The organism is Demequina capsici, assembly GCF_032102965.1.
Taxonomy (GTDB): Bacteria; Actinomycetota; Actinomycetes; order Actinomycetales; family Demequinaceae; genus Demequina; species Demequina capsici.
The window spans coordinates 3,048,263-3,064,010 of record NZ_CP134880.1; the positions used below are offsets into that span (position 1 = coordinate 3,048,263).

Sequence of the window (15,748 nt, forward strand, 5' to 3'; positions counted from 1 at the left end):
GGCGTCACGGAGCCGCGGTCGCGGTCGGGCTCGGGTTGCTCGTCGGTCCGGTCGACACGACGATCACCACGTTCGTGCCCACGGCCACCGAGGTGCCGCCCGACGGGTTCTGGGAGATGACCTGGTTCGCGGGCACCGTGGAGGACGGCTGCGACTGCACGGTGACCCCGAACCCGGCGGCCTGCAGCGCGGCGGTGGCGTTGATCTGCGTCTGGCCCACGACGTTCGGGACCTCCCGCGTCGACGGCGCCTTCGCCACCTCGATAGTCACGGTCGAGTTGATCGGGACCAGGCCGGCCGCGGGGTCCTGCGACAGCACGGTCCCAGGGTCGACGGTGTCCGTCTCGGTCTCGGTCACGACGACGCTGAGTCCCTGGGCCGCGAGGTTGGCCTTGGCGGCGTCGACGGTGTCGCCGGTGAGGTCGGGCAGCTCCACCTGTCCGTCGGCGACGGACAGCGTGACGGACGAGCCGTAGTCCACGACCGTCGACTCTGCCGGGTCGGTGCCGATGGCGCGACCGGCGTCCAGGCCGGGATCGTGCTGCGTGCTGTCGATCGAGTCGACGACCAGGCCTGCGGCCTCGAGAGCCGCCGTGGCGTCGTCCTGGGTCATGCCACGCACCGACGGCACTGTCACGGAGTCGGGCGCAGCGCTGACCACGACCGTCACGGTGGACCCCTCATCGGCCTGCGTGTCGGCGACCGGGTCGGTCGAGATGACGGTGCCGATCGCCACGTCCGCGTTGACCTCCGTCTGCACGTCCGTGACGAAGCCCGCCTCCTGGAGCGTGGACTCCGCGTCCGCCTGGGTGAAGCCGACGACGTTCGGCACCGCGACGGTCTGCACCGTGGGCGTCGTGGGTCGGTTCAGCATGAAGATCAGCAGCAGGATCACGATGAGCGCCGCCGCGCCGAGCGACCCCCACAGGATCAACTTGCGCCTGCGCTCGTCGTCGTCGGAGACCAGCTCCTGCTCCTCCTGCACCGCGACCGCACCGGTCACGGGCGGGACGGAGGCAGGCATGGCGCCCGTGGGACCCCAACCTGCCATGGGCATCACAGCGGTGCCGTCGGACGCCGGGGAGAGCGCCTCGGTCGGGTTCTCGCCCGTGCCGCCGGCCATCGCCGCGGCAGCGACGCCGGCCGCGCCTGCGCCGAGCGCCGCCGAGCCGATCGCGACCGCGCCCGTGCTCGGCGAGACAGGCCCGCCGTTCATCACGGAGTTGAGGTCGTCGAGGAACTCCTGTGCGCTCGAGTACCGCTCGTCACGGTTCTTGGCGAGCGCGCGGGACACCACCTGGTCGAGGGCGGGAGGCACGTCGGACGCGAACTGGGACGGCCGAGGCGCCTCCTCGCGGACGTGCTGGTACGCCACCGACACCGGGGAGTCGCCCACGAACGGCGGGCGGCCGGTGAGCAGCTCGAAGAGGAGGCAACCGGCCGAGTAGATGTCCGAGCGTGCGTCGACGTTCTCGCCGCGCGCCTGCTCGGGGGACAGGTACTGCGCGGTGCCGACGACGGCCTGCGTCTGCGTCATGGTCTGGCCCGCGTCGGCGAGAGCGCGCGCGATGCCGAAGTCCATCACCTTCACGGCGCCCGTGGGGGTCAGCATGACGTTCGCGGGCTTGATGTCCCGGTGGACCAGCCCCGCGTGGTGCGCGTAGTCGAGCGCCGTCAGCACGCCGGACGTGATCTCGACGGCCTCGTCGATCGGCGCGGCCACGTCCCCCTGGAGGATGTCGCGGACCGTGTGGCCCTCGACGTACTCCATCACGATGTACGGGACCGCCTGCGGCTGGCCCGTCTCGGTGGCCACGTGGTCCTCACCGGTGTCGTACACCGCGACGATCGCAGGATGGTTGAGGCCCGCGGCCGCCTGCGCCTCGCGCCGGAAGCGCGTCTGGAACGACGGGTCGCGTGCCAGGTCGGCCCGCAGGATCTTAATGGCGACGGTGCGCCCGAGGCGCGTGTCGTAGCCGATGTGCACCTCGGCCATCCCGCCGCGACCGATGAGGTCGCCGACCTCGTACCGGCCACCCAGGATCTTCGATTCCTCGTTCATTCCTCGTCCCATGCTGTCGTCTGCAGGCCCTCGCGTCGGAGCCTATTGTGGCATCCCCGAACCGTCATCCCCGTGGACCCGTCAGATCCGGTCGTGGTCTGTGGACGCGCGGCGCGACCGACGGGGGCATGCGTCGGCGGGCGGAGCGGTCGTCCTGGGAGTCGACGGTGACGTCGGGAAGCACCCGATCGGAGGGCGCGCGCAGCGCGAGCCCGGCGAGCAGATGCTCCAGCTCGGTGGCGTCGTGGGGCCTCCGTCGAGGGTTCTTCTCGAGCACCTTGAGGATGAGCGCGGTCAGCTCGGGCGACACGTGGTCCGGCAGCGGGGGCACCTTCTCGTTGACCTGGGCCACCGCGATGTCCACAGCGTTCGCCGCCGTGAACGGACGCTTCCCGACCACGGACTCGTACATGATGATGCCGAGCGAGTAGAGGTCGGACGCAGGGGTCGCAGGCTTGCCGAGCGCGAGCTCCGGCGCCAGGTACTGCGCCGTGCCCATCACCATGCCGGTGGCGGTGAGGGTGGTCTGGTCCTGGCTGCGGGAGACTCCGAAGTCGGTGATCTTGAGGTCGTCGTCACCGAACACGAGCAGGTTGCCCGGCTTGATGTCGCGGTGCATGACGCCTGCGTCGTGGGCCGCCTGGAGGCCGCGGCATGCGGCGATCATGAGCTTCACCAGGCGTTGCTCGGGGATCACGCGGTCGCGCTCGAGGATGGTGGACATGGGCTCGCCGTCGACGAGCTCCATGACCAGGTACGCGGTGCCCTCCTGGTCGCCGTAGTCGAGCACCTGCGCGATGTTCGGGTGCTGGACACCGGCGGCGTTCCTCGCCTCGTTCCCGAAGCGCTTGAGGAAGGTGGCGTTCGAGGCGGAGGCCTCCTTCAGCGTCTTGACCGCGACGGGTCGCGACAGGTCGATGTCCGACGCGCGCCACACCTCCCCCATGCCGCCGACCGCGATGAGCGACTCCAGGACGTACCGGCCGCCAAGCGTGGTCCCCCCTGCGATCCCCCTCATCACTGGCCGCCGTCCAGCGCCGCCTGGAGCACCTTCTGCGCGATCGGCGCGGCGACCTTCCCTCCGGTGGCGCCGGTGCCGCCGTCCTCGACGAGCACCGCGATCGCGATCTTCGGGTCGTCCGCGGGAGCGAAGGCCACGAACCACGTGTACGGCGGCGCGTCCGTGCCGCTCTCGGCGGTGCCTGTCTTGCCTGCGACCTGGACGCCCGAGATCTGGGCGCGCGTGCCGGTGCCGTCGTCCACGACGCCCACCATCATGTCGGTGAGGTACTGCGCGGTCTGGGCGCTGAACGCGGTCGAGTACACGGACGGCTCGGTGGTGTCGATCACCTGCAGGCTGTTGTCGCGCACGGTGCTGACGAGGTACGGCTTCATGACCACGCCGTCGTTGGCGATCGCGGCCGCGACCATCGCCATCTGCAGCGGCGTCGACCGCACGTCGAACTGCCCGATCGAGCTCTGCGCCGTCTGCGGGGCGTCGGGGTCGACGGGCAGCTGCGACGTCGCGACCGTCATGGGGATCTGGAACGAGTCCTCGAATCCCAGGCTGCGCGCGACACGGTCGATGCCTTCCCACTGGAGAGACATCCCGAGCGCGGCGTAGGCCGTGTTGCAGGACACCCGCAGGGCGTCGGCGAGCGTGGTGCTGCCCTGGCCGTCGGTCGCGCAGGACTCGCCCTCGTAGTTCTGGATCGTGGCGGTCGAGCCCGGCAGGGTGAGCACGTCGGGCGCGGGGATCTTCGTGTCGGGCGTGTAGCCGGCCTCGAGCGCCGCCGCGGTGACCACGAGCTTGAAGGTCGATCCCGGCGGGTACAGCTGCGCGATGGCCCGGTTGAGCATCGGCTGGTTCTCGTCGCCGATCAGCGCGGCGTACGACTGGTTCACGGACGCGGTGTCGTGGGACGCCAGGTCGTTCGGGTCGAACGACGGCGTGGAGACCATCGCCTTGATGGCGCCCGTGCTCGGGTCGAGGGCGACGACGGCGCCCGTGTAGCTGCCGAGCGCGTCGTACGCCACCTGCTGCAGGTTCCCGTCGATCGTGGTCTCGACGGACGCGCCCTGCTGCTCCTGACCGGCGAACAGGTCGCCGAGCCGCGACCAGAACAGCGCGTCGGACGTGCCGTTGAGCAGCGAGTTCTGCGCCTGCTCCAGGCCGGTGCGGCCGTACACGATCGAGTAGAAGCCGGTGACGGGGGCGAACACGGGGCCGTTGGTGTACTGGCGCTGGTAGCCGTACGGGTCGTCGACGGCGACGGACTCGGCCACCGCGGCGCCGTCCACGAGGATCGGCCCGCGGTAGGTGCCGTACTCGCGGTAGAGGGTGCGCACGTTGCGGGGGTCGTCGTTCAGCGAGCCCGCATGCAGCACCTGGATGTAGGTGGCCATCCCCATGAGGGACAGGAACAGGAAGAGGGCGACGACGGAGAGGCGCCGGATCGGGTCGTTCACTGCGCCGCCGCCTCCTCGAGGTCAGGCCTGCGCCGGGACGGCGCGGTGGCGGGGTCGGTCCTGGTCTCCGGGGACTGCGCGGGGCGCCTGGCCTGGTCGGAGATGCGAAGTATCAGGGCGATCACCACCCAGTTGGCCACCATCGACGACCCTCCGTACGCGAGGAACGGCGTGGTGAGGCCGGTGAGCGGGATCAGACGGGTCACGCCGCCGACGACGATGAAGACCTGCAGGGTCAGCGCGAAACCGAGGCCTGCCGAGAGCAGCTTCCCGAAGCCGTCGCGGACGCCGATCGCCGTGCGCATGGCGCGCTGCACCAGGATCACGTAGAGCGTGAGGATGGCCATGAGCCCCGTGAGGCCCAGCTCCTCGCCCAGCGACGGGATGATGAAGTCGGACTCGGCGTACGGCACCAGGTCGGGCCGGCCGTTGCCGAGCCCGGTGCCGAAGAGGCCGCCTGACGCCATGCCGAAGAGTCCTCGCACCAGCTGCTCCGACTTGCCCGACGAGTACACCTGGGGATCCATCGCGTGCAGCCACGCGTCGTACCGGGAGGCGACGTGGGGGAAGACGATGCCGGCGCCGATCGCGCCGACGACGAACAGCACCAGGCCGATCACGACCCAGCTGATGCGCTCCGTCGCCACGTAGACCATGCCGATGAAGATGCCGAAGAACAGCAGCGCCGCTCCCAGGTCCTTCTGGTTGATCATGATGAGCAGCGCCGCGCCGAACATGATGGCCAGCGGGCCCATGTCGCGCATGCGCGGCAGGCGCATCCCCAGCACCTTGGGGCCCGCCAGCGCGAGGGCGTCGCGGTTGGTCTGCAGGTAGCCGGCGAAGAAGACGACCAGCAGGATCTTGCCGAACTCGCCAGGCTGCAGGGAGTGCCCGAAGGCGCCGATCCAGATCTTGGCGCCGTTGATCTCCTTGCCCAGGCCCGGCACGGCGGGCAGGAGGTACATGACGATGCCCAGCACGCCGGCCGTGTAGGTGAAGCGACGCAGCACGCGGTGGTCGCGGATCACGATGAGGACGGCGATGAAGACGACCGCCCCGAGGATCGCCCAGCCGATCTGGGTGCCCGCGAAGTCGGTGTCCCTGCCGCGCGCGGCGTACGCGAAGTCGAGCCGCCTGATCTCGGCCAGGGCCACCGCGATGAGGCCCAGGACGCTCGGCAGCACCACCTGGTCGGAGTCGGGCGCGAAGATCCGCAGCGCGATGTGCAGGACGGCGGCGGCGACGGCGAATCCGGCGGCGTACCAGGTGAGCGCGCCGAGCTCCAGGTAGTCGGCGTGATAGTCGACCAGTCCGCGCGCCAGGACGGCGAGCGCCCAGGACAGCACCAGCAGCCATCCCTCCGCACGTCGACCGCGGTGGACCCGGAGCTCGGAGATGGTGGCCATCAGCCGGTCGACTCCAGCGCGGTGACGATCGCCTCCGCGGCCTGCAGGCTGCTCGCGCGGATGGCGCCGGCGATGCGCTGCTGCTGGTACTCGGCCAACGAGTCGAGCGCGATGTCCGTCTGCTCGACCAGGGTGTGCAGGGAGACCAGGGGCAGGTCCTCGGGGATGCCGCGGTAGATCGCGACCTGACCGTCGTGCGCGCCCACGAAGTACTGCTGCTGGGTCCACACGTACCCGCCCCAGGCGGCGCCCACGACCACGAGCAGGGTGATGAGCGGCAGCAGCCAGGCCTTCCAGGTGGACCATCGGTCCGTCCAGCGGGAGGGCTCCTCGTCGTCGTCGACGGGCTCGGCGGGTGCGGACAGCCTGGCGGCCTTGCCGGCGGCTCCCGTCCCGCCCGACGACGGCCGGTTCCTGTCGCGTGCGGCGGCGCCGACGATCTGCGACTGGGTGGAGGGTCCCTCGCCGCGGGGGAGGGCGTCGATGTCGACCACGTCGGCGACGATGCAGGTGACGTTGTCCGGGGCGCCCGCGGCGAGGGCGAGCCCCACGAGCGCGTCGGCGCAGTCGCCGGGGTCCTCGATCTCTGCCAGCGTCTCCTCGAGCGTGGTGCGGCTCACGACCCCGGACAGGCCGTCGCTGCACAGCATCCAGCGGTCGCCCGGTCGGGTCTCGCGCACGGAGATGTCGACCGGCACGTCGGCGTCGATGTCGCCGAGCACGCGCAGCAGCATGGAGCGCTTGGGATGGTGCTCCGCGTCGGCGGCGCTGAGGCGGCCGGTGTCCACGAGGTGCTGCACGAACGAGTGGTCCGTGGTGACCTGGTCCAGCACGCCGTCGCGCAGGAGGTATGCGCGGGAGTCGCCGATGTGCGCCATGTGGAGCGTGGCCCCCGCGCGCAGCAGCGCGGTGACGGTGGTGCCGAGCCCGGACAGCTCGGGGTCGTTGTCGGCACGGGCGACGATCTGGCTGTGCGCGTCGGCTATCGCGTTCTTCAGCTCCTCGAGCGCCTCATCGGGGCCGTGCGCCTCGCCGTCGAGCGCCGCGAGCCTGCCCACCGCCACCGACGACGCGATGTCGCCTCCGGCCGCGCCGCCCATCCCGTCCGCGACCACGAGCAGCTGGGGTCCCGCGTAGGCCGAGTCCTGGTTGTTGGCACGCACCAGGCCGACGTCCGAGCGCGCGGCGAAGTTGAAGGCGATGTACAACCGTCAGCTCCTCAGCTCGAGGCTGGTGGCGCCGATGCGGATGACCTCGCCCGGCCGGAACGGCACCGGGTCGTCCACCCGCTGGTTGCCCAGGAAGGTGCCGTTGGTGGAGCCGAGGTCCTCCACCATCCACTGCCCCTCCTCGGGGAAGATCCGGCAGTGGCGGGACGAGCAGTAGTCGTCCTCGATCACCAGCGTGCAGGTGCCGGCACGGCCGACGAGGATCGGCGACGACCCGAGGGGCACGGTCGCGCCCTTGAGCGGGCCCGACGTGACCGCCAGGTGGGCGGACGTGCGCTCCTTCGTGGACACGGCTCCCGTGCGGACGCCCGTGCCCGCGCGCGAGGGAGCGGCCTGCTTCTGGCTCCTGGCGTCCGGATTCTGGCGTGCGGTCCGGCCGCGGCCGCGGGTGACGACCCTGGTGCCGTAGAGGTCGGAGCGGAGCACCGCGATGGCGGTCAGCACGAGCGACCACAGGAGCAGCAGGAAGCCGAGACGCAGCAGGGTGATGGAGAGCTGGCTCATCCGATCACAGGTCCTCGTCGCTCGGCACGGCGTCCCAGTACATGATCGTGGTGCGGCCGATCGTGATGGCGTTGCCGTCCAGCAGCGTCGCCTCCTTGACCCGCTGATCCTCGACGAAGGTGCCGTTGGTGGAGCCGAGGTCCGTGAGGATGGTGCCGTGCTCGGTCACCTCGAGGCGCACGTGCGTGCGGCTCACGCCGGTGTCGTCGATCACGATGTCCGCCTCCGAGCCGCGGCCCAGGACGGTCGTGGCGCCCGTCAGGTAGTAGCGGTCGCCGTCCACGTCGAGCAGCGGGAAGCGTGACTGCGGGTTGCGCGTCGTGGCGGGCGCGACCGGTCCGCGCGTGGTGCGCGAGCTGACGGCGTAGCGCCCCGTCGCGAGCGACGCGTCCTGCGCGAACGCCACGGTGACTGCCCCTACCAGGCTGTACGCCTGGCGGGTGGCGTGCTCCTGCAGCGCCTCCTCGAGCTCGTGCGCCATGGCGTCGTCGCCCCAGCTCATCACCGTGTCATGGTCGGCTGGGCTGAGGGTGAGGACGTACTCGTTGGGGGCGACGGTCCGACCCCTGTCCACGGCGGCGGCGCGGTTGTCGCATTCGCGTTTGAGGGCGGCAGAGAGCTCGACCGGCTTGATGCCGGACCTGAACGTCTTGGCGAACGCATTCTGCATCACGTTCTCGACGCCCTTCTCGAAACGATCGAGCACTCCCATGCGTGAATCGTAACGTGCGTGCGCGTGAGGACGGGCAGGCCTTTCCGGCGGGATGTCAGGCTGGATGCGCCAGGTCAGGCGGCGTCGGCGACCAGCGGAGCGCGCAGCGGCCATTCGTCGCTGTCGAGGATCACCTGCACGGCGTTGCCGGTGACCGGATCCACGACGACGGGAGCGAAGAGGTTCACCGTGGTCGCCTCGCCCTCGCCGGGGTTGACGATGGCGAGCAGCGCGGGCTCCGCGGCGTCGTCCAGGCCGAGCGCGGCGCGCACCTCCTCCGACACGCGCGGCGCGTACGCCGGGAAGTAGACGCTGGGGGACACCGCGAACAGGCGGACGCCCTCCTGCTGCGCGCTGCGCAGCGTGAACAGGTAGCCGAACTCGTCGATGGCGGCCAGCCGGAACGTCGTGAGCGACGCCATGCCGGGAGGCGCCTCGATGAACGTGAGGACGTCAGGGAGCTGCTGCACGCGGACGCCTGCTGCGTCGAGTGCGAGAGCGATCGTCGTCATGACAGGAAGTCCATCAGAGTCGGCTGGAGCACCTTGGCAGCCGCGCCGAGCGCGCCCTGATACGTGACCTCCTGCATCTGCAGGTCCATGACGGTCTTGGCGAGGTCGATGTCCTCGAGGTCGGACACGCCGGCCGTGAGGTTCTGGATCTTGAGCGTCAGCGAGTCCTGCACGTCCGACACCTGCTTGGCGCGGATGCCGACGTTCGAGATGCTCGAGGTCATCGAGTCCAGCCGATCGTCGATCGCGGAGAGGCGGTCGGACACGTTGACGCCCGCGCGCAGATCCGCCGCGATGCTGTCCAGCAGCGCGAACACGGAGCTCGAGCCCTCGCCGTACATGGCCGCGCCGTCCGCGTCGACGCGCACGGTGGCGTCCTCGCCGATCCTCCGGTCTACCGTCGCCCCCGCGACGCCGTGCCACGTGTACCCCCCTGACGCGTCGTCGAACGCGACGCCGTCCGCCGAGGTCCCTGCGAAGAGGGAGCGGCCGTTCAGAGTGGTGTTGGCCAGGTCGAGCATGGAGTCCCGGATGCCTTCGAGCTCGGTGGCGATCGCGTCGGCGGAGGCCGTGCTGCCCGACCCGTCCGACGCGCCCTGCACGGTCAGGTCGCGGGCGCGCTGGAGCACGCTGATGGACTGCTGCATCGTGTTGTCGAGCTGCGACAGCCAGGACTCGCCGTCCTGAGCGTTGCGCAGCGCCTGGGAGGCGGCGGTCTTCTCCGCACGGAGCGTCATCGAGCGCCCTGCGGCGTTCGGGTCGTCCGACGCCTTGGTGATCAGCTTGCCTGACGACATCTGCGCCTGAAGCGTCGCGCCTCTGGCCAGGTTCATCTGCAGGTTCGCCAGCGTGCTGCGCTGGACGGTCTGCTGCGTGACGCGGTTGATCATGGTCACCTCCCGACCGTTCCGGTGCGGTTGATCAGGGTGTCGAGCATCTCGTCGATCGCCGTCATGACGCGCGCCGCGCCCTCGTAGGCGTGCTGGTAGGCGAGCATGTTCGTCATCTCCTCGTCGATGTCGACGCTCGCGTTGCTGAGCTGCTGGGTCTCGGCGGAGGCGCGGGTGGTCTCGGCGACGTCGGCGCGGCGCCGCGAGGCCGCGGTGGTCACCCCGAGGTCGACGACGAACGCCTGCCACGTCTTGTCCGGGCCGTCCGTCGCGGTGCCCAGCTGCGAGATCTGGTCGGCGATCGAGCCGTCGAGCGCGCCGTTGGCACCGTTCGCCGCCGCGACCGCGTCGGGGTCGGAGATGGCCACCGTGAGGCCGAGCGCCGGGGGCAGGCCCGCGGCGAACGTGAAGAAGTCCCCGCCGGCGTTCCCGTTCAGGTCCGTGCCCGTGGTGTGGATCGCGTTGACCTGGGTGGCGACGCGGGTCGCCAGATCGTTGACGGCGTCCACGGCGTGCGAGATCGGACCGCCCAGCGACGTGGGCTGAAGCGCGGTGACGGTGGCAGCGAGGGAGCCGCCGGTGAGCGTCAGCGCGGTGCCGTTGGACCACTGCAGGCTCACGGCGTCGGTCGACGGCGGCTCCGCGGTCGCCATGCTCATGACATAGGAGCCGGCGACCTCGATCGTGTTGGCGTGGTCGGAGCTGACGAGCGGGTTGCCCCCGACGAGGACCGTCATCGTGCCGTCCGCCTGGGTGGTCGCGGTGGCGCCGACGAGTCCCGAGAGCTGCGTCACGAGCTGGTCGCGCTGATCCATCAGCTCGTTCGCGGAGCCTCCGGAGACGAGCACGCCGCGGATCTGCTGGTTGAGGTCCGCGATCGACGCGGCCGTGGAGTTCACGGTGGAGACCAGGGAGTCCGCCTGCGCGCGCGCCTGGTCCCACTGGGACTGGAACGAGCGGTAGGTGTCGGCGAGCTGGATGCCGAGCGTCTGGGCGTTGCCGAGCACGACCGTGCGCGCGGAGGCGCTGTCGGGCGAGTTCGCGAGGTCCTGCCAGCCCGACCAGAACTCGCCGAGCGTCGAGCTCAGGCCCGTGTCGCTGGGCTCGGGGACGACGGCCTCGAGGCTCTCGAGCGTGGTCGCGAGGGTCTCGGAGCTGGCCTGCTGCGCGGTCTGGGTGCGCAGGCGGGCGTCCAGGAACTGGTCGCTGAGGCGCGCCAGGCTCACGACGGAGGTGCCGGTGCCGGAGGTCAGGGCCACGCCGGAGTGGATCGAAGCGACGTTCATCGCCGAGATCGACTGGAGGTTGGCGCGCTGACGGGTGTACCCCACCGTGTTCGCGTTCGCGATGTTCTGGCCGGCCACGTCCAGCGCCTGCCGCTGCGCGTTCAGGGAGGACAGCGCGGTCGAGAGCGTCGAGAAGGTGCCCGTCATGTCAGAGCGCCTCGTCCAGCAGGTACGCCTTGCTTCCCCCGTGCTCGGCGGCGCCCTTGGCGCTGTACTCGTGCATGGACTCGTCGATGCCGAGCAGCGCCTCCTTGGTGGCGCGCACAGAGCTGGCGAGCAGGTCGCGGTTGAGGCGGCCGAGCTCGGAGATCTGCGCCGTGATGTCCACGAGAGCCAGGTGATGGCCGCGCAGCATCTCGCCCCAGGGCGAGGGCGCGGCGTCGGCGATCTCCAGGAGGCTGGCGCCTTCGTGCAGGCCCACCTCGCGTGCGGCGTCGTCGGCCTCGATCGCCCTGCCGAGCTCGGCGCCGCGGATCTGGTCGAGCACCGCCTCCACCTCGCGTGCGGCGCGACCGACCCAGCGGCTGCGGCCCTCGATGAGGACCATCTCCTCGGTCTCGAGGCGGTACAGCAGGGTCTCCAGCAGCTCGCGCTCGCGCCACAGGACCGTGGACAGCTCGTCGAGGGACATGAGGCTCCTTCTTGCCCGCGGGCCGTGTCGGCGGTCGGCGGGGCCATCTCTGCAAGCCCGTCAGGGGCTCGATGTGCTTCCTATCGTCCAGCGGTCGGACTTTGTGACAAGAACTGCGTCGGATGTGCCTTCACCTACTAGAACGACAGGAACGCCCCAAAAGGACATGGGCTGTGACCACCATCACATCGGCAAAATTCGCGGCTTTCGCGAGTCCTTCGAAATTTCGAACGCGTGTGGGGAGTATGACGCGCGCCACAGCATCATTCACAGAAAACGGACAATCGAGGCTTTACCTGCGTGACCGCGTTTGTCCGTTCTCGTGACCCCGTGTGACGGAATTAATATTGACGAACCGGGTTCCCCTGTCAGTATTCCGGCCATGAACACGCAGCACGAAGCCTCGAACGCCCTGGTGGAGGCCCACCTTGCGCTCGTCGGCTACAACGTCAACGAGGTCCTGGCCCGGGTCCCCTCGCATGTCGCCCGCGCCGACCTGATGTCCGCAGGAGCCCTGGCGCTCGTCCGTGCTGCCCGATCGTTCGACGAGTCCAAGGGCGTGCCCTTCGCCCGCTACGCGTCGCTCCGCATCCGCGGCGCGCTCGTCGACGAGCTCCGGTCGATGGACTGGGTCTCCCGCGGAGCCCGCCGCCGCGCACGCGAGACCTCCGAGGCCACCGAGCGGCTCGCCGCCCAGCTGGGCCGCACCCCCACCCGGGTGGAGGTCGCGCAGGCTCTCGGAGTGTCCGTGGAGGAGGTCGACGCCGCCCGCGTCGACGCCGACACCCGCGTGCTGTCGTCCGACGCCTTCGACGGTGCCGTGTCGGACATGGTGGTCGACTCCACCACCGGCCCGCTCGACGCGCTGGTGGGCGCGGAGCAGGTCGAGTACCTGCGCGCCGGCATCGCGTGCCTCCCGGAGAAGCTGCGCTACGTCGTCGAGCAGCTGTTCTTCGAGGACCGTCCCGTGGTGGAGCTCGCCGAGGAGATGGGCGTGACCCGCTCCCGCGTCAGCCAGCTGCGCACCGAGGCCCTCGCGCTTCTCAAGGACGGGCTCAACGCCAACCTCGAGCAGGATGCCGCCCCCGCCGTGGACCCCGCCGAGGGCGTCGCCGAGCGTCGCCGCAAGGCGTACTACGCAGCCATCGCCGCACGCGCCGCGGAGACCCGTGGCGCCGCCGCCGTGGCGCCGACGCTCGACGCGATGGTCGGCATCCGCGCGGCCTCCTGAGCCTCGCGCCAGGTCGATCGCAGAAATCCTCAACACCCCACCGCTCCACCCGATAGGGGGGGGTGTGCACCCACGGATGGGCGCCACCACCGAGCCGACTTCATGGAGGAAAACATCATGGCTCTCTCAGTTCAGAACAACGTTGCGGCGCTCAACTCGTACCGCAACCTGTCCGCCACGCAGAACAAGCTCAGCAGCTCGCTCGAGAAGCTGTCGTCCGGCTACCGCATCAACCGCGCCGCGGATGACGCTGCCGGCCTCGCGATCTCCGAGGGCCTGCGTTCGCAGATCGGTGGCCTCAAGGTCGCCGTCCGCAACTCCCAGGACGGCATCTCGGTCGTCCAGACCGCTGAAGGTGCGCTGAACGAGTCGACCTCGATCCTGCAGCGCATGCGCGACCTGTCGGTGCAGGCCTCGAACGACGGCGGCCTGAGCTCGGACGCCAAGGACAACATCCAGTCCGAGATGAGCCAGCTGAAGGACGAGCTGACCCGCATCTCCGACACGACGTCGTTCAACGGCACCAAGCTGCTCGACGGCTCGTACTCGGGCAAGTTCCAGGTCGGCGCCAACGCCGGCGAGACCATCTCGGTGGGCATCAGCACCTCGATGTCGGCCAAGGGCCTCGGCGTGGACGGCGTGGACGTCACCAGCTCCACCGCGGGCCTCGACGTCACGACGGTCGCGACCACCGACGGCACCGCCGGCAAGGTCACGATCGGCTCCACCACCGACTTCACCAAGTCGGAGGGCTTCGACTCGCTCAACGGCACCATCTCGATCGGTGACAAGTCGCTCGACCTGTCCACCGTCAAGTTCGACTCCGGCTCGACCGCGGCGCAGCGCCTCGCTGCCGTGCAGTCGGCCGTGGACGCCAAGTTCGGCAACGCCGGCGACGCGACCTCGATGACGGTGTCCGCCACCGCGACCGGCCTCGTGTTCACCCAGGACGCGGGCCCCGCCACGGCGACCGCCGCCAACTCGATCACCGGCACCCAGGCCTCGGGCGCCTCGGTCGCGATCGGCAAGATCGACGACGCCATCTCCACGGTCTCCACGCAGCGCGCGAACCTCGGTGCTGTGCAGAACCGCTTCGACCACACCATCGCGAACCTCAACGTGGCGGTCGAGAACCTCACCTCGTCGGAGAGCCGCATCCGCGACACCGACATGGCGTCCGAGATGGTGAACTTCACCAGCCAGCAGATCCTGTCGCAGGCCGGCACGGCGATGCTCGCTCAGGCGAAGTCCATCCCGCAGGGCGTCCTGCAGCTCCTGCAGTAATCCGGAAGGCGGCCCCCGACCTGGTCGGAGGCCGTCCCACGGATCGCCGCGCGGCGCCGGCCTCGCTTCCACGAGCAGGGCCGGCGCCGTCGGCGCAGCATCACCAAGTGGACAGGCTCATTTGAGAGGAGGCCGGACGCATGTCGACCACGGGTATCGACGGGATCATCTCCGGCTTGGACACGACCTCGATCATCACGTCGCTCATGAAGCTCGAGGCGCAGCCGCAGACGCTGCTCTCCAACAAGAAGAGCGACGCCGAGAGCGTGCTGTCGGCGCTCCAGTCGATCAACGTCAAGGTCGCCTCGCTCACCTCCGCCGCGAAGAGCGCCGCGGACCCCGCGAGCTGGAAGAGCTACGCGGCCACCTCGTCCAGCTCCGCCGTGACCACCACCGCGGGCACCACCGCCACCGCAGGCTCGCTCACCTTCACGGTCGGCGCCGTCGCCACCTCGCAGGTGTCGCTGACGGCCGCCGCCGTCGACGGCGCGAGCCTGGTCGCGCAGAACCCGCCGCAGCTCACCTTCCTCAAGGATGACGGCAGCTTCGTGACCGTCTCCCCCGCGTCCAACAGCCTCGCCGACATCACGGCCGCCATCAACGCCTCCGATGCGGGCGTGACCGCCACGAAGGTGCAGGTCTCGGGCGGCTCGAATCCCACCTACCGCCTCCAGTTCACGTCGACCGCGACGGGCACCGCCGGCTCCTTCCAGCTGTACGAGGGCGATCAGGCCGCGGTCGAGGCGGGCACAGCGACCCGCCTCGACTCGACCGTCACCACCGCCGCGACCGACGCGAGCATCACCCTGTACGCGGGCACCGCCGCCGAGCAGACCTACACCCAGTCGTCGAACACCTTCACCGGCCTGATGACCGGCGTGGACGTGTCGCTCAGCTCCGCCGTGGCCGCAGGCACCTCCGTGACGGTCACCGTCGCGCCGAACGCCAGCGCCGTGCAGAGCCTCGCGAGCAGCCTGGTCACGAACCTCAACACGATCCTCGGCGACATCACGTCGTTCACCAAGTCGGGCACCAGCACCAACTCCAACGGCGACAGCATCATCACCGCAGGCACGCTCGGCGGCGACAGCGCCATCCGGAACCTCCAGTCCGCGCTCACCCAGGCCGCCAGCTACCCGATCGATGGGGTGTCGCCGTCCAAGTACGGCATCTCCATCAGCTCCGACGGGACGTTCGCGTTCGATGCCGACAAGTTCGCGTCCGCGCTCGCGTCCGACCCCGACGGGACCGCGTCGTTCGTGCAGGCGCTGTCCGCGCGCATCCAGACCACCTCGGACTCGTTCTCCAACGCGACCACCGGCACGCTCACGCTCAAGGTCAACGCGGAGCAGAGCACGATCAACGACCTCTCGGACCAGATCGCCAACTGGGACATCCGGCTGGCGTCGCGTCAGGAGACGCTGCAGAAGCAGTTCACCGCGATGGAGGCCGCGCTGTCGACGCTCCAGTCGCAGGGGGACTACATCACGCAGCAGATCAACTCGCTGAACTCGAGCAACTAGGACGCCGAG

The 15,748-nt window shown here is 70.0% G+C and carries 14 protein-coding genes; 3 read left to right on the plus strand and 11 right to left on the minus strand.

Annotation, left to right across the window (positions count from 1 at the left end; translation table 11 throughout):
• Positions 1–4: 4 nt before the first annotated feature.
• The 11 genes from pknB to flgN form a co-directional block, all read right to left on the minus strand.
• The gene (gene pknB / locus RN607_RS14475) at positions 5–2,062 is read right to left on the minus strand and encodes a Stk1 family PASTA domain-containing Ser/Thr kinase (protein ID WP_313543397.1); all 2,058 of its coding nucleotides are present in this window, start codon (positions 2,060–2,062) and stop codon (positions 5–7) included.
• A 64-nt stretch (positions 2,063–2,126) separates the two neighbouring features.
• On the minus strand, positions 2,127–3,080 hold the full coding sequence (locus RN607_RS14480; RefSeq protein ID WP_313498409.1) for a serine/threonine-protein kinase: 954 nt from the start codon (positions 3,078–3,080) through the stop codon (positions 2,127–2,129).
• Positions 3,080–4,531 carry a peptidoglycan D,D-transpeptidase FtsI family protein gene (locus RN607_RS14485; protein ID WP_313498411.1) on the minus strand — a complete coding sequence of 484 codons (1,452 nt, stop codon included), beginning with the start codon at positions 4,529–4,531 and terminating at the stop codon, positions 3,080–3,082. The genes RN607_RS14480 and RN607_RS14485 overlap by 1 nt, the downstream gene beginning before the upstream one ends.
• The gene (locus RN607_RS14490; RefSeq protein ID WP_313543399.1) at positions 4,528–5,937 is read right to left on the minus strand and encodes an FtsW/RodA/SpoVE family cell cycle protein; all 1,410 of its coding nucleotides are present in this window, start codon (positions 5,935–5,937) and stop codon (positions 4,528–4,530) included. Before RN607_RS14490 ends, RN607_RS14485 begins: the two co-directional genes overlap by 4 nt.
• Positions 5,937–7,145 carry a PP2C family protein-serine/threonine phosphatase gene (locus RN607_RS14495; protein WP_313543401.1) on the minus strand — a complete coding sequence of 403 codons (1,209 nt, stop codon included), beginning with the start codon at positions 7,143–7,145 and terminating at the stop codon, positions 5,937–5,939. Before RN607_RS14495 ends, RN607_RS14490 begins: the two co-directional genes overlap by 1 nt.
• A gap of 3 nt (positions 7,146–7,148) precedes the next feature.
• The gene (locus tag RN607_RS14500; RefSeq protein ID WP_313498418.1) at positions 7,149–7,670 is read right to left on the minus strand and encodes an FHA domain-containing protein FhaB/FipA; all 522 of its coding nucleotides are present in this window, start codon (positions 7,668–7,670) and stop codon (positions 7,149–7,151) included.
• Positions 7,671–7,674: 4 nt separating this feature from the next.
• Complete coding sequence (locus RN607_RS14505; protein ID WP_313498421.1) at positions 7,675–8,382, minus strand: FHA domain-containing protein; 708 nt, start codon at positions 8,380–8,382, stop codon at positions 7,675–7,677.
• A 74-nt stretch (positions 8,383–8,456) separates the two neighbouring features.
• Positions 8,457–8,894, minus strand: coding sequence for a flagellar assembly protein FliW (gene fliW, locus RN607_RS14510; RefSeq protein WP_313543403.1), 438 nt, complete (start codon positions 8,892–8,894; stop codon positions 8,457–8,459).
• Entirely contained in the window at positions 8,891–9,784 is an 894-nt protein-coding gene (gene flgL / locus RN607_RS14515) for a flagellar hook-associated protein FlgL (RefSeq protein ID WP_313545452.1), read from the minus strand. Before flgL ends, fliW begins: the two co-directional genes overlap by 4 nt.
• Positions 9,785–9,786: 2 nt before the next feature.
• Positions 9,787–11,217, minus strand: a complete 1,431-nt coding sequence (gene flgK / locus RN607_RS14520) for a flagellar hook-associated protein FlgK (protein ID WP_313543405.1) — start codon at positions 11,215–11,217, stop codon at positions 9,787–9,789.
• Between the two features lies 1 nt (position 11,218).
• On the minus strand, positions 11,219–11,701 hold the full coding sequence (gene flgN, locus RN607_RS14525; RefSeq protein WP_313498431.1) for a flagellar export chaperone FlgN: 483 nt from the start codon (positions 11,699–11,701) through the stop codon (positions 11,219–11,221).
• Positions 11,702–12,083: 382 nt separating this feature from the next.
• Between flgN and RN607_RS14530 the strand changes: the two genes are divergently transcribed.
• From RN607_RS14530 to fliD, 3 genes are all read left to right on the plus strand, one after another.
• Positions 12,084–12,932, plus strand: a complete 849-nt coding sequence (locus RN607_RS14530; protein ID WP_313543407.1) for a sigma-70 family RNA polymerase sigma factor — start codon at positions 12,084–12,086, stop codon at positions 12,930–12,932.
• A 117-nt stretch (positions 12,933–13,049) separates the two neighbouring features.
• A complete protein-coding gene (locus tag RN607_RS14535) occupies positions 13,050–14,216 on the plus strand; it encodes a flagellin N-terminal helical domain-containing protein (protein WP_313543409.1) in 1,167 nt (388 codons plus the stop codon).
• A gap of 140 nt (positions 14,217–14,356) precedes the next feature.
• Entirely contained in the window at positions 14,357–15,739 is a 1,383-nt protein-coding gene (gene fliD / locus RN607_RS14540) for a flagellar filament capping protein FliD (protein WP_313543410.1), read from the plus strand.
• Positions 15,740–15,748: the final 9 nt, after the last annotated feature.

What these genes read in the sequence shown, in the direction of transcription:
- RN607_RS14480 (WP_313498409.1), bottom strand. Translation starts at nt 3,080, where the DNA reads ATGAGGGGGATCGCAGGGGGGACCACGCTTGGCGGCCGGTACGTCCTG.
- flgK (WP_313543405.1), bottom strand. Translation starts at nt 11,217, where the DNA reads ATGACGGGCACCTTCTCGACGCTCTCGACCGCGCTGTCCTCCCTGAAC.
- flgL (WP_313545452.1), bottom strand. Translation starts at nt 9,784, where the DNA reads ATGATCAACCGCGTCACGCAGCAGACCGTCCAGCGCAGCACGCTGGCG.
- RN607_RS14500 (WP_313498418.1), bottom strand. Translation starts at nt 7,670, where the DNA reads ATGAGCCAGCTCTCCATCACCCTGCTGCGTCTCGGCTTCCTGCTGCTC.
- RN607_RS14490 (WP_313543399.1), bottom strand. Translation starts at nt 5,937, where the DNA reads ATGGCCACCATCTCCGAGCTCCGGGTCCACCGCGGTCGACGTGCGGAG.
- fliD (WP_313543410.1), top strand. Translation starts at nt 14,357, where the DNA reads ATGTCGACCACGGGTATCGACGGGATCATCTCCGGCTTGGACACGACC.
- pknB (WP_313543397.1), bottom strand. Translation starts at nt 2,062, where the DNA reads ATGAACGAGGAATCGAAGATCCTGGGTGGCCGGTACGAGGTCGGCGAC.
- flgN (WP_313498431.1), bottom strand. Translation starts at nt 11,701, where the DNA reads ATGTCCCTCGACGAGCTGTCCACGGTCCTGTGGCGCGAGCGCGAGCTG.
- RN607_RS14535 (WP_313543409.1), top strand. Translation starts at nt 13,050, where the DNA reads ATGGCTCTCTCAGTTCAGAACAACGTTGCGGCGCTCAACTCGTACCGC.
- fliW (WP_313543403.1), bottom strand. Translation starts at nt 8,894, where the DNA reads ATGACGACGATCGCTCTCGCACTCGACGCAGCAGGCGTCCGCGTGCAG.
- RN607_RS14505 (WP_313498421.1), bottom strand. Translation starts at nt 8,382, where the DNA reads ATGGGAGTGCTCGATCGTTTCGAGAAGGGCGTCGAGAACGTGATGCAG.
- RN607_RS14530 (WP_313543407.1), top strand. Translation starts at nt 12,084, where the DNA reads ATGAACACGCAGCACGAAGCCTCGAACGCCCTGGTGGAGGCCCACCTT.